Origin of the sequence: Chitinilyticum piscinae, assembly GCF_015223195.1 — a bacterium.
Lineage (GTDB): Bacteria > Pseudomonadota > Gammaproteobacteria > Burkholderiales > Chitinibacteraceae > Chitinilyticum > Chitinilyticum piscinae.
In genome coordinates this window covers 19,869-32,777 of the sequence record NZ_JADFUA010000013.1, presented here as the reverse complement: position 1 = coordinate 32,777, position 12,909 = coordinate 19,869, and the positions used below count along the sequence as shown (strand labels likewise).

Below are 12,909 nucleotides of genomic sequence, written 5' to 3'. Positions count from 1 at the left end.
GGCCTGCATGGTGATACCCATGCAGGCGTGAACTGCGTCAGGTCATCTGTATCAGGCAAAGACGGCCTTGCCGTTACGCACGAAGGGCATCTTGACGATGCGCGCCGGCTCCAGCTTGCCGCGCACGTCGACCGACACCTGGCCGCTGCTGCCTGCCGGAATGCGGGCAATGGCGATGGATTGTTTGAGCGTCGGCGAGAAAGTGCCGCTGGTGATCACGCCGTCGCCGTTCTCGGTCACGACGCGCATGCCTTCGCGCAGCACGCCCTTGCCCTCGAACACAAGGCCGACCTGAACCTGCGCCACGCCGGCGGCTTTCTGTGCTTCCAGCGCCTTGCGGCCGATGAAGTCGCGATCGGCAGGTTCCCAGGCGATGGTCCAGCCCATGCCGGCCGACAGTGGCGAAATGCTCTCATTCATGTCGTGGCCGTACAGGTTCATGCCGGCTTCGAGCCGCAGGGTGTCGCGCGCGGCCAGCCCAATCGGGGCGATGCCGGCGTGGGCCAGTGCTTTCCAGAACAGCGCGGCTTCATCGGCCGGCAGCATGATTTCCAGGCCGTCTTCGCCCGTGTAGCCGGTGCGGGCGATGAACCAGCCGCCTTGCAGGGCAATACCCTGGAAAGGTTTGAGCGCCTTGACGGTGCTTTCCCATTCTTCGTGAATCACCTTGCAGGCCTTGGCGATGGAGTTGGGGCCTTGCACGGCGATCATGGCGAGTTCGGCGCGTTCCTGCAGTTCGACCTTGAAGCTGCTGGCCACCTGCTGCATCCAGGCCAGATCCTTGTCGCGGGTGGCCGCATTGACCACCACGCGGTAGCCCCAGGTATCGACGCGATACACGATCAGATCATCAATCACGCCGCCGGCTTCGTTGAGCATGCCGGAATAGAGTGCCTTGCCGTCAAAGCCCAGGCGCGCCACGTCATTGGCGATCAGTTTTTGCAGGTAGGCCGTGGCGTCTTCGCCGGCCACGTCGATCACGGTCATGTGTGACACGTCGAACATGCCGGCATCCGCGCGGACGGTTTCGTGTTCTTTCAGCTGCGAGCCGTAATGGATCGGCATGTCCCAGCCGGCGAAATCGACCATCTTGGCGCCGGATTCGCGGTGGGTGGCGTTGAGCGGAGTAGTTTGAGTGCTCATGAATCATCCAGGGGTGGTTGTGCATTGCATGGACTTGTCGCGTCCATGTCCTCACCCCCCTGTCTCACGGCCTGAGATTTTCCGGCATCGCTGCCGTTAGCCCCTTCGGCGGACGCAGCATGCTGCGTCTCTCTCCAGAGTGTTTGTGCCGGATACAGTCCGTTTACCTGAGCGATTCCGGGTGACGTTGCGCCTTCGGTGGTGCTGCTGTCAGCACGCTCTCCTGCATCCAGCGCGGATTATCGTGAAGGGCGCGGCGGCAGGCAAGCGCCAAATCGATTCAGCCCGCCCTGCGGTGATGCCCCGGCCGCTTCCGGCATGCGCTAGACTGGAACACCGCTGCCTTTGCCGGAGTCCCCTGTCGTGTCCGAAGCCGAGCTCTATACCGCCGATGTGCTGGAAACCTGGTTGCGCCATGGGCTGCAGCATGGCCCGCGCAGTGTGCGCGGCGACTGGCAGCAGCGCCACGCCACCCGGCAGGCGGCCGTGCTGGTCGGCATCGTGCCGCGGACCGAGCCCATGCTGCTGCTGACGCGCCGGGCCGAGCATCTGCCCAAGCATCCGGGCCAGATTGCCTTTCCCGGCGGCGCCGTTGATGCCACGGACGCCGATGCCATCGCCACCGCACTGCGTGAAGCCGAGGAGGAGGTCGGGCTGGATGCCGCGCTGGTGCGTCCGCTGGGGCTTTTGCCCCCTTACATCACCATCACCCAATTCAATGTCACCCCGGTGCTGGCGCTGCTCGATCCCCAGTACCGGGCGAGGGCCTGCCCCGACGAGGTCGCGGAGGTCTTCGAATTGCCGCTGCTGGAGTTGCTCGATACTGGCCGCTACGAGTGGCGGCGGATCGAGCGTAACGGCCGGACGGGCCAGAGCCTGTTTATCGAATGCGCGGGCCGTACAGTGTGGGGGGCAACGGCGGGGATGCTGGTGCAGCTGGCGGTGCTGCTGGGGCGGGAAGAGGTGGTGTTGCCGGATCAGTCGCTGCAGCAAAAGCCCTAGTCGTTTCAGCTGGAAAGGGGGTGGTATTGAAGGGGGGGCTGAAAACAGTAATGAAAAGAATGCCTTGTGTTGCCCGTCCGTCCGGGCGCGGTGATGTGCGGATACGCATTGTCACGGCAAGGCATTGAATGCGTGGTAGAATCCCGCGCTTATTCTGAATCACCTTTCGAGATCCCATGTCACGCGCACTCCGCAACATTGCCATCATTGCCCACGTTGACCACGGCAAAACCACTCTTGTAGACCAGCTGCTGCGCCAGTCCGGCACCTTCCGCGACAACCAGCAGGTTGATGAGCGCGTGATGGACAGCAACGATCTCGAAAAAGAGCGCGGCATCACGATTCTGGCGAAAAACACCGCCATCGACTTTGAAGGCACCCACATCAACATCGTTGATACCCCGGGGCACGCGGATTTCGGCGGTGAAGTCGAGCGCGTGCTGGGCATGGTTGACGGCGTACTGCTGCTGGTTGATGCCGTGGAAGGCCCGATGCCGCAAACCCGTTTCGTGACCAAGAAGGCGCTGGCTCTGGGCCTGCGCCCGATCGTGGTGATCAACAAGGTTGACCGTCCGGGCGCACGTCCGGACTGGGTGGTTGACCAGACCTTTGACCTGTTCGACAAGCTGGGCGCGACTGACGAGCAGCTCGACTTCCCGATCATCTATGCCTCCGGCCTGAACGGCTTTGCCAAGCTCGATCTGGCCGAAGAGTCCGACAACATGCGCGCACTGTTCGAAACCGTGCTTGCCCATGTTCCGACCCCGCCGGGCTCGGCCGACGCGCCGCTGCAGCTGCAGATTGCCGCACTGGATTACTCCACCTACACCGGCCGCCTGGGCGTGGGCCGCGTGCTGAACGGCCGCATCAAGCCGGGTCAGCAAGTGGTGGTGATGAACCACGACGACCAGGTTGCCACCGGTCGCATCAACCAGGTGCTGGGTTTCCAGGGTCTGGATCGCGTTGAAGTGCAGGAAGCCGAAGCCGGCGACATCATCATCATCTCCGGTATCGAAGACATCGGCATCGGCGTGACCATCTGTGACAAGGAACAGCCGGTCGGTCTGCCGATGCTGACTGTTGACGAACCGACGCTGACCATGGATTTCATGGTGAACTCCTCGCCGCTGGCCGGCACCGAGGGCAAGTTCGTCACCAGCCGCCAGATCCGCGATCGCCTGACCAAGGAATTGCTGACCAATGTGGCGCTGCGTGTGGAAGATACCGATGACACCGACGTGTTCCGTGTGTCCGGCCGTGGCGAACTGCACCTGACCATTCTGCTGGAAAACATGCGTCGCGAAGGTTTCGAGCTGGCTGTGGCCAAGCCGCGCGTCGTATTCAAGGAAATCGATGGCCAGAAGTGCGAGCCGTACGAAAACCTGACCATCGACCTGGAAGACAGCCACCAGGGCGCGGTAATGGAAGAAATCGGCCGCCGTCGTGGCGAGCTGACCAATATGGAATCGGACGGCCAGGGCCGCACCCGTCTGGAATACCACATTCCGGCGCGTGGCCTGATCGGCTTCCAGTCCGACTTCATGACCATGACCCGTGGTACCGGCCTGATGAGCCACGTGTTTGACGACTATGCCCCGGTCAAGCCGGACATGCCCGGCCGTCACAACGGCGTGATGATCTCGCAGGAAAACGGCGAAGCCGTGGCCTACGCCCTGTGGAACCTCGAAGATCGCGGCCGCATGTTCGTGCACCCGGGCGACAAGCTGTACGAAGGCATGATCATCGGTATCCATAGCCGCGATAACGATCTGGTGGTGAATCCGATCAAGGGCAAGAAGCTGACCAACGTGCGTGCGTCCGGCACCGATGAAGCGGTGCGCCTGACCACGCCGATCAAGCTGACGCTGGAATCTGCCGTCGAATTCATCGACGACGATGAACTGGTGGAAATCACTCCGAAGACCATCCGCATCCGCAAGCGTCACCTGCAGGAACACGAGCGTCGCCGTGCCGCCAAGGCCGAAGCCTGATCCCTTCGGGATTCAGCAAAAACCGCCCCTCGGGGCGGTTTTTTCTTGTCTCGAGCAGGGCTGCTCAGGGCGGAATTTACTGGCGTGAGCCATGATGAAGACAAGAGCATGAACGGAGTGCGTCATCATGGCAGGGGAAGGCATCATTGAATGGGCCGCGCATGCGGTGGAGCTGGCCGGAGTGGCCGTACTGCTGCTGGGCGCCGCGCTGGCGGCGGGGGTATTTGCCTGGAGGCTAAGAAATTCAAGTTTTCACGAGGCATACCATGGTCTGCGTGCCGATCTGGGGCGGGCAATTCTGCTGGGTCTGGAGTTGCTGGTGATTGCCGACATCATTGGTACCGTGGCCATCGAGCCGAATCTGCACAATCTGGCGGTGCTGGCGGTAATCGTGGTGATCCGGACTTTCCTCAGCTTTTCACTGGAGCTGGAAGTCAGTGGCCGCTGGCCTTGGCAGCAATCGCGTGGTGGCGGGCATGATTGAGCAAGGGTATGTGCTCCAAGGCTAAATTTTTCAATGTTTGGCGCCGTATACAATGTTTGGTATGCCGGGGTCGTGTAGCGGAACTGCACTGAGGAGTTGGCGATGCTGGATATGGCGCTGGTAATTCTGGAGCAGGTGACCGCATTCATGCTGTCCCTGCTGGGCGATCGTCCCGACTAAGCCGGGCAGGAATGCAAAACAGCCGCCCGTGGGCGGCTGTTTCTTGTTGCGCGGTGCGGTGCAATCAGTGCACGGCCTGCAGCATTTCCTCGACCACTTTCTTGGCATCGCCAAAGACCATCATCGTGCGATCCATGTAGAACAGATCGTTATCGAGACCGGCGTAACCGGCGTTCATCGAGCGTTTCACCACCATCACCGTGCGTGCCTTGTAGGCATCCAGGATCGGCATGCCGTAGATCGGGCTGGCTGGGTCGTTCTTCGCGGCAGGGTTGACCACGTCGTTGGCGCCGATCACCAGCGCGACGTCGGCGGTGCCGAATTCACTGTTGATTTCCTCCATTTCGAACACCTTGTCGTAGGGCACTTCGGCTTCAGCCAGCAGGACGTTCATATGCCCCGGCATGCGGCCGGCAACCGGGTGAATTGCGTAGCGCACATCCACGCCACGCTCGGTCAGCAGATCGGTCAGCTCCTGTAGGGCGTGTTGCGCGCGCGATACGGCCAGGCCGTAGCCTGGAATGATGATGACCTTCTCGGCGTTTTCCATCAGGAAGGCCGCATCATCCGCCGAGCCCGAGCGGTAGTTCTTTTGCGCGCTGCCGGCCGGGCCTGCCGTGGCCGCTTCGGCGCCGAAGCCCCCCAGCAGCACGGAGACGATCGAGCGGTTCATCGCCTTGCACATGATGTAGGACAGGATGGCCCCCGATGCGCCGACGCAGGCGCCGGCAATGATCAGTACCGGATTTTCCAGCGTGAAGCCGATGCCGGCAGCTGCCCAGCCGGAGTAGGAGTTGAGCATCGATACCACGACCGGCATGTCCGCACCGCCGATCGGGATGATCAGTGTCACGCCCAGCGCAAGGGCAATGGCAACCATCATCAGGAAGGCGGCCTGGCTATCGGTAAAGAAATACGCCATCCCGAAGCCCAGCATGGTGAGTGCGAGCAGCAGATTCAGCAGATGCTGGCCCTTGAAGTTGATGGCACGTGCGCCGAACTTGCCCGAGAGCTTGCCGTAGGCAATGACCGAGGCGGTGAAGGTGATGGCGCCGATGAAGGCACCGATGAAGAGCTCGATCTTCTGCACACCGCTATGGCTGACACCCGCGTGATAGACGGCTGCGACCGCAATCAGCACGGCCGAGAGGCCGACCAGCGAATGCATGGCGGCGACGAGTTCCGGCATGGCTGTCATGGCCACCGTACGAGCTTTCCAGGCACCGACGACAGCACCGGCGGCAATCGCGGCAACAATCAGCCAGATGACCGGCGAATCGGCGACAAAGAAGGTGGTCATGACGGCCAGTGCCATGCCAGTCATGCCGTAGAGGTTGCCGCGCCTTGCGGTCAGCGGGCTGGACAGGCCTCTTAGCGACAGGATGAACAGAACGGCCGAAGCCAGATAGAGCAGGGCGAGTAGGTTTTGCATGATCATCCCCTTACTTGTTCTTTTTCTTGAACATTTCGAGCATGCGCTGGGTCACCAGGAAGCCGCCGAAGATGTTGATGCTGGCGAGGAAAATCGCAATGGCCCCCAGTACGCTGGTGAGCGTGATCTGCTGGGCGTGGATGTCGACCACCTGCAGCATCGCGCCGACCACGATGATCCCGGAAATGGCGTTGGTGACGGCCATCAGCGGCGTATGCAGTGCCGGGGTGACGTTCCAGACGACGTGGTAGCCGACGAAGATGGCCAATACGAAGATCGTGAGCAGGCCGATAAACGGGTCGGTGCTCAGGCCATGGCTGGCCTGGCTGACCGCTGAAGCAACAGCAGTTGCGGACATGGAATTCTCCCTTATTGTTTTCAGGCGGTCGCGTCGGCCAGTTCGGGCTGGCTCGTCGGTGCTGCTTGTGCCAGCAGGTCGCTGGCCAGAGTCTGGCCGTCGGCACAGATGCGGGTGGCGACGATGATTTCATCATCCAGCTTTGGTGCGTAGCAGCCCTCTTTATCGGCCAGCAGCCCCATGAAGGTCAGCAGGTTGCGCGCGTACATCGCCGAAGCATCCGCTGCAACCAGCGCCGGCAGATTGCCGTGGCCGACAATGATCACGCCGTTCTCGCTGGTGATGACTTCGTCTGCGCGGGACAGCGGGCAGTTGCCGCCGGTATCGACCGCCAGATCGATGATGACGCTGCCGGCTTTCATGGCGGCAACGGTATCGGTGGTAATCAGCACTGGCGCTGCCTTGCCCGGAATCTGCGCGGTGCTGATGACGATATCGGCCTGCGTGGCGTGTTTGGCGATCAGCGTGCTCTGGCGAGCCTGATAATCGGCCGACATCTCGCGCGCATAGCCGCCCAGATTTTCCAACGACGCTTTTTCTTCAGCAGTCAGCTCGACTTCGATGAATTTGGCACCCAGCGATTCGACCTGTTCGCGCGTGGCGGGGCGCACGTCGAAGACTTCGACGACTGCCCCCAGGCGCTTGGCGGTGGCAATGGCCTGCAAGCCGGCAACACCGGCGCCAAGGATCAGTACCTTGGCGGGTTTGACGGTCCCGGCTGCGGTCATGAACATGGGCATGAAGCGCGGGTAGTACTGCGTGGCCAGCAGTACGGCGCGGTAGCCGGCAATATTTGCCTGTGACGAGAGAATGTCCATCGACTGGGCGCGGGTAATGCGCGGGATGCGCTCCAGCGCATAGGCGCTGATGCGGCGGGCATTGAGCAGGGCGAAATGCGGATATCGCCATGCATCGAAGTGCGCCAGCACAGCGCAGCCTTCCGGCAGCGCGGCGATTTCGGCTGCTTCCGGGGCTCGGACCTTCAGCACCAGCTGAGCGTTGGCAACGGTGGTGGCAAAGTCATCGGCCAATGTGGCGCCAGCTGCCGCAAAGTGTTCATCGGGCAAGGCTGCCCAGCGCCCGGCACCGCGCTCGACGGTAACCGTGTGCCCGCTGGCCAGCAGTTTCTTTACCGTGTCCGGTGTCGCGGCGATACGGCGTTCGCCGCTGCTGCGCTCGGTGGGTATGGCGATCTGCATGCTGTAAATCCTGAAGACGAACGATGGAGTCCGGCTATTAGCGCACCATTGGGCAGCTCTTTCTTTGACCAGACACAACGGCGAAACGAGTTGGTCAGGGTTTTTCTGTATTACTCATATTTTGATATTGATAATGATTATCAATATGTGTATGGTACGAGCTTCACACACATGCGGAGTTCATCACCATGAATGCCTATCTGGTCGGGGCCGATGTACTGGGGAATATTCCTGATCTGCTGGCGGAGCGCGGCATCCGCATCCAGCATCATGTATCCGGGCGCAATGCCGCACACCAGCGTCGTCCGGCCTCATTGCGTGGCGCCGACCTGTTGATACTGTTTACCGATTTTCTCAGCCATAACGTCATGCGGGCCTACCGCGAGCTGGCACAGGAAGAGGACGTCAGGTTTGTGGCCTGCCGCCGTTCGGTCTGTGCGCTGTCACAGACGCTCGACAAGATTGAGTGTGCAGGCGTGGCCGTTGCTGATGGGTGCGGAGGCTGCCCCCGGCGGCGCAAGAAATAGCAGCAGGCTGGATGAAATGACCGATAGGGAGGCAGAGGCCTCCCTTTATTTTGGCATGAATCATGCTTGAACTGGGCCAAGCCATGGAGACTTCGTCATGCTCGACCGTATTGATCGCTATTTTCAGCCGCAGGAAACAGCTCTCAAGCTTAGCGCCTATCGCCAGGAGGTGCTCGCGTCCAATATTGCCAATGCAGATACGCCGAACTACAAGGCCCGTGATTTTGACTTCGGCAGGGCGTATGTCCAGGCACGCGCAATTCAGCGTGGCCAGGGGGGTGATCTGAAAACGACGGATTCCCGGCATCTGCAGCCGGCAGGCGGAACGGATCCGCTGCATCCCGAGTTGCAGTACCGCAATCCGCTGCAACCATCGATTGATGGCAATACGGTTGATATGGCAAGTGAAATGAGCGAATTTTCCCAGAATGCGCTGCGCTACCAGGCGGCGATCATGTTCTTCCAGCGCCGGGTCGAAGGCATGCGCACCGCGCTCACAGGTCAGTAAGAGGTGAACGATGTTCAGATTGTTTGATATTGCCTCCTCCGCAGTAACCGCCCAGTCGGCGCGCTTGAATGCCGTCGCCAGCAATCTCGCAAACGCCGAGTCGGTGACCAGCTCTAACGGGCAGCCTTACCGCGCCAAGCAGGTGGTATTTCAGGCGGTGCCGGTTGCCGGCGGAAATGCAGCCGGAGTGGGGGTGAAAGTGGCTGGCGTGATCGAGGATCAGGCCCCGCCCAAGCTGATGTTTGATCCGCATAACCCGCTGGCTGATGCCAATGGGTATGTGGCCATGCCCAATGTCGATGTGGTCGAAGAGATGACGAACATGCTGTCAGCGTCGCGCGCTTACCAGATCAATATCGACGTCATGAATACCGCCAAAACCCTGATGATGCGCACCATTGCGCTGGGTCAGGCTTGAGTAGAAGGAGCTAGATCATGGCTGTTTCATCAGTAAGCAACAAATTCGATTACACAACGCTGAATACCGATTCGGGCAAGTCACGTAGCGAAGTCGAAGAGCAGCAGGATCGTTTTCTGAAGATGCTGGTGACCCAGTTGCAGAATCAGGATCCGATGAATCCGATGGACAATGCCCAGACCACCTCGCAGATGGCGCAGATCAATACTGTTACCGGGATTGAAAAGCTGAACAAGACCATGGAGACCATGATGAGTCTCTATGCGGGTACGCAGGTCATGCAGTCGGCACAACTGATCGGCAAGGATGTCCTCGCTCCCGGCAAGGATTTCCACTTTGATGGCAAGCAGGCGGATTTTTCCTTTGATGTGCCGGAAGGAGTCAAGAGCGCAGAAGTAAAAATCACCGATGCCAAGGGAAACGTTGTGGCGGTTCTGCCGTATAGCGCGCCGCAATCAGGCGTGAAGCCCGTGGTCTGGGATGGCAAGCTGGAGAATGGGACGACCGCGCCAGCTGGTGACTACAAGGTGAGCGTGAAGGCGCAGGATCAGAATGGCAAGGAAATTGCTTTGAACAGCTATACATGGCAATCGGTCAAGTCGGTGCAGTTCGGAAGCGAAGGTGTGGTCGCGCTGATGAGCAATGGTAACCGGGTAAGTTTCGGCAGCATCCTGGAAATCCAGGCTGGCAGCAAAGTTTGATTCTGGAGGTGTGAGATGGGTTTTCAGCAAGGTCTATCAGGTCTAAATGCTTCTTCGAAGAATTTAGATGTTATTGGCAACAATGTAGCCAACTCTCAAACCGTTGGATTTAAAGGATCCCGTGCCGAATTTGCTGATATTTATGCCAGTACATTTGGTACCGCATCCAATGTGGCCGGGATTGGTACTCGAGTTTCGACGATTGCTCAGCAGTTTGGTCAAGGAAACTTGACAACTACGAATAATCCGCTGGATATAGCAATTACCGGGAATGGTTTTTTTAGGATGCAGGGCTCGGCAGGGGATGTAAGTTATTCACGAAATGGGCAGTTTCAAGTTACTAAAGATGGCTATATTGTTAATGGCGGCAACAAGCAGTTCCTAACCGGTTGGCCGGTAGATAAGGCGTCCGGTTTGTTTCTTGAAGGAAGTATGCCTCAGCCAATCCAGTTGCAATATTCGAATATTGGTGCTCAAGAGACCGGTGGGTCAGGAGTTACCGGGGCTGGTTTGAGCTTGGGTATCAATCTTAATGCTAAAGATAAGGTGATTAATTCGCCGACGAATCCAATTCCAGGTCCTGCTTTTTCGTCAAGTGATCCGACGACTTACAATTACTCAACGTCGGCAACGGTATATGATTCACTTGGCGTATCTCATACCCAGACGTTTTACTTTCGCAAGCAGGATCCTGCTGGTGGTGGGGCCGTGAATGCTTGGGATGTGTATTACACGCTGGATGGTAAGACGGTAAACCAAAATGGCTCGCTTGGGCCTGGTGGTACTATGCTGCGAGGGTCTTTGACCTTTGATCAAAATGGGCAATATACCGGTTATACCTCAAATTTAACGGCTGGTACGCGCCCCCCTGTGCCTGCGACAAATAGCTCTTGGTTTTCTGTGGAGGCAGGGGCGACAGGATTAAATAATGGATCGGATGGATTGAATTTTGAGCTTTTCTTTGACAAAAGCACTCAGTTCGGTAGTCCCTATACGCTGAATTCGCTGACGCAGGATGGTTATACCGACGGGGTGCTGACCGGTATCTCCGTGAGTGATGACGGTGTGGTGCAAGGGCGTTATTCGAATGGTGAAACCCGTAACGTTGCCAAGGTGGTGCTGGCAACCTTTATCAATAACCAGGGTCTGCAGCCGGTTGGCGATAATCTCTGGGTTGAGTCCTACGCATCGGGTCAGCCCTTGCTGAATGCGCCTGGCGCCGGCAGTACCGGTCAGTTGCAGGCGGCGACCGTCGAGGATTCGAATGTCGACCTGACCGCGGAATTGGTAAACATGATTGTGGCTCAGCGTACCTATCAGGCCAATGCCAAGACCATTTCTGCACAGGATGCCATCCTGCAGACTCTGGTGAATATCTGATCTTAGTTGCGGGGCTGGATAATGGACCGACTGCTCTACGTTGCAATGACTGGCGCCAAGCATACCCAGCTGCGCCAGGCAACGGTTGCGCATAACCTGGCCAATGCGTCGACCACCGGCTTTCGGGCCGAGCTGGCAGCGTTTCGTGCGGTCCCTGCCTTGGGGCAGGGGTATGCGACGCGTGCCTTTGCTGTTGAGCAAACGACGGGGGCTGATCTTTCCAGTGGCCCGTTCCAGCAGACCGGCAATGATCTGGATGTGAGCATCGATGGTCGTGGCTGGATTGCTGTGCAGTCTGCTACCGGCGAGGCTTATACTCGCAATGGACAGTTTGCGGTTGATTCCACCGGCTTGCTGAAGACGGTCTCTGGGTTGGTGGTTCAGGGCGAAACGGGGCCGCTGCTCATCCCCGAAAATACCCGGCCAAGTATTGCTCCGGATGGCACAGTCAGTGCCGTTTCCCTGGATAACCCTGCCGAGTCGAATGAAATTGGCCGGATCAAGCTGGTGAATCCGGCTGATACCGACTTGCAGAAAGGCAATGATGGCCTGTTTCGTCTGCGCGGCGGTGATGCAGCCCAGGCGGACGCAGCCGTCAAGCTGATCAATGGCGGTCTTGAGGGTAGCAATGTGAATACCATCGACCAGCTGACGGCAATGATTGCCACCCAGCGGCAATATGATCTGCAGGTGCGGATGATGCAGGCCGCTGATCAGAATGCGCGCGCTGCGTCCCAGTTGCTGCAGATGAATAGTTAAGCAAATTAGAACGAAAGAACGAGGATTACTGCCATGATGCGCTCGCTGTGGACTGCCAAGACCGGCATGGATGCCATGCAGATGAATGTGGATGTCATCTCGCACAACCTGGCGAACGTCAATACTACTGGCTACAAGCGCGAGCGTGCGGTCTTCGAGGATCTGCTCTACCAGACCATTCGGCAGCCCGGTGGTTCGACCAGTCAGCAGACCCAGTTGCCGACCGGTTTGCAGATCGGCGTAGGTGTCAATGTTGTGGCAACGTCGCGCATTTTCATGCAGGGTAGCATGCAGCAGACCGAGGGGCAGCTGGATATTGCTATTGATGGCCCCGGTTTTTTCCAGATCGCCATGCCGGACGGTACGACGGCCTACACCCGTGATGGCTCCTTCGAGGTGGATAATCAGGGTAATGTGGTGACCTCGAGCGGTTACCAGTTGCAGCCCGCCTTGCAGGTGCCGCAGGGTACGACCAGCCTCACCATTGGCAAGGATGGTACGGTCAGCGCCATTATTGCCGGCAATTCGGCTGCGCCTGTGACGTTGGGCAATATCCAGCTTGCGACCTTCATCAACAATCCGGGTTTGCAGGCGATCGGCTCGAATCTCTTTCTGGAGACGGCTGCCAGTGGGGCTCCCACGGTCGGACAGCCTGGTACCAACGGCGCTGGCGTGATCAATCAGGGTTTTGTCGAAACCTCGAATGTCAACGTGACCGAAGAACTGATCAATATGATTCAGGCCCAGCGGGCATATGAAATCAATTCCCGCTCAGTCAAAACCTCGGATGAGATGCTGCAGCGACTTTCCAATCTGTAATGGGTTTT

The 12,909-nt window shown here is 58.8% G+C and carries 14 protein-coding genes and 1 riboswitch; of the genes, 10 read left to right on the top strand and 4 right to left on the bottom strand.

Going from position 1 to position 12,909, the window contains the following annotated elements; genetic code table 11:
* Positions 1 to 51: 51 nt before the first annotated feature.
* Positions 52 to 1,143 carry a glycine cleavage system aminomethyltransferase GcvT gene (gene gcvT, locus INR99_RS15715; protein WP_194117328.1) on the bottom strand — a complete coding sequence of 364 codons (1,092 nt, stop codon included), beginning with the start codon at positions 1,141 to 1,143 and terminating at the stop codon, positions 52 to 54.
* Positions 1,144 to 1,288: 145 nt separating this feature from the next.
* Positions 1,289 to 1,379: riboswitch (glycine riboswitch) on the bottom strand.
* Between the two features lie 127 nt (positions 1,380 to 1,506).
* On the opposite strand from gcvT, the gene INR99_RS15710 reads away from it, so the two are divergent.
* From INR99_RS15710 to INR99_RS15700, 3 genes are all read left to right on the top strand, one after another.
* Complete coding sequence (locus tag INR99_RS15710) at positions 1,507 to 2,145, top strand: CoA pyrophosphatase (protein WP_194117327.1); 639 nt, start codon at positions 1,507 to 1,509, stop codon at positions 2,143 to 2,145.
* Positions 2,146 to 2,321: 176 nt separating this feature from the next.
* A complete protein-coding gene (gene typA / locus INR99_RS15705) occupies positions 2,322 to 4,136 on the top strand; it encodes a translational GTPase TypA (RefSeq protein WP_194117326.1) in 1,815 nt (604 codons plus the stop codon).
* Positions 4,137 to 4,263: 127 nt separating this feature from the next.
* Complete coding sequence (locus tag INR99_RS15700; protein WP_194117325.1) at positions 4,264 to 4,620, top strand: DUF1622 domain-containing protein; 357 nt, start codon at positions 4,264 to 4,266, stop codon at positions 4,618 to 4,620.
* Between the two features lie 244 nt (positions 4,621 to 4,864).
* On the opposite strand, the gene INR99_RS15695 is transcribed toward INR99_RS15700, so the two are convergent.
* From INR99_RS15695 to INR99_RS15685, 3 genes are read right to left on the bottom strand one after another with little or no spacing between them, the layout of a single operon-like run.
* Positions 4,865 to 6,232 carry an NAD(P)(+) transhydrogenase (Re/Si-specific) subunit beta gene (locus INR99_RS15695; RefSeq protein ID WP_194117324.1) on the bottom strand — a complete coding sequence of 456 codons (1,368 nt, stop codon included), beginning with the start codon at positions 6,230 to 6,232 and terminating at the stop codon, positions 4,865 to 4,867.
* A 10-nt stretch (positions 6,233 to 6,242) separates the two neighbouring features.
* Positions 6,243 to 6,590, bottom strand: coding sequence for a proton-translocating transhydrogenase family protein (locus INR99_RS15690; RefSeq protein ID WP_194117323.1), 348 nt, complete (start codon positions 6,588 to 6,590; stop codon positions 6,243 to 6,245).
* 20 nt (positions 6,591 to 6,610) lie between these two features.
* Positions 6,611 to 7,789, bottom strand: coding sequence for a Re/Si-specific NAD(P)(+) transhydrogenase subunit alpha (locus INR99_RS15685; RefSeq protein ID WP_194117322.1), 1,179 nt, complete (start codon positions 7,787 to 7,789; stop codon positions 6,611 to 6,613).
* Positions 7,790 to 7,977: 188 nt separating this feature from the next.
* Between INR99_RS15685 and INR99_RS15680 the strand changes: the two genes are divergently transcribed.
* The 7 genes from INR99_RS15680 (at position 7,978) to flgG (ending at position 12,901) form a co-directional block, all read left to right on the top strand.
* On the top strand, positions 7,978 to 8,316 hold the full coding sequence (locus INR99_RS15680) for a DUF2325 domain-containing protein (protein WP_194117321.1): 339 nt from the start codon (positions 7,978 to 7,980) through the stop codon (positions 8,314 to 8,316).
* Between the two features lie 97 nt (positions 8,317 to 8,413).
* Positions 8,414 to 8,824 (top strand): flagellar basal body rod protein FlgB, encoded by a 411-nt coding sequence (gene flgB, locus INR99_RS15675; RefSeq protein WP_194117320.1) that lies wholly within the window; start codon positions 8,414 to 8,416, stop codon positions 8,822 to 8,824.
* 10 nt (positions 8,825 to 8,834) lie between these two features.
* On the top strand, positions 8,835 to 9,242 hold the full coding sequence (gene flgC / locus INR99_RS15670) for a flagellar basal body rod protein FlgC (protein ID WP_194117319.1): 408 nt from the start codon (positions 8,835 to 8,837) through the stop codon (positions 9,240 to 9,242).
* Positions 9,243 to 9,259: 17 nt separating this feature from the next.
* Positions 9,260 to 9,943: a flagellar hook assembly protein FlgD gene (locus INR99_RS15665; protein WP_194117318.1), complete on the top strand. Its 684-nt coding sequence runs from the start codon at positions 9,260 to 9,262 to the stop codon at positions 9,941 to 9,943.
* A 15-nt stretch (positions 9,944 to 9,958) separates the two neighbouring features.
* Positions 9,959 to 11,323 carry a flagellar hook protein FlgE gene (flgE, locus tag INR99_RS15660; RefSeq protein ID WP_194117317.1) on the top strand — a complete coding sequence of 455 codons (1,365 nt, stop codon included), beginning with the start codon at positions 9,959 to 9,961 and terminating at the stop codon, positions 11,321 to 11,323.
* 21 nt (positions 11,324 to 11,344) lie between these two features.
* Positions 11,345 to 12,082, top strand: coding sequence for a flagellar basal-body rod protein FlgF (flgF, locus tag INR99_RS15655; RefSeq protein WP_194117316.1), 738 nt, complete (start codon positions 11,345 to 11,347; stop codon positions 12,080 to 12,082).
* 33 nt (positions 12,083 to 12,115) lie between these two features.
* Entirely contained in the window at positions 12,116 to 12,901 is a 786-nt protein-coding gene (gene flgG, locus INR99_RS15650) for a flagellar basal-body rod protein FlgG (protein WP_194117315.1), read from the top strand.
* Positions 12,902 to 12,909: the final 8 nt, after the last annotated feature.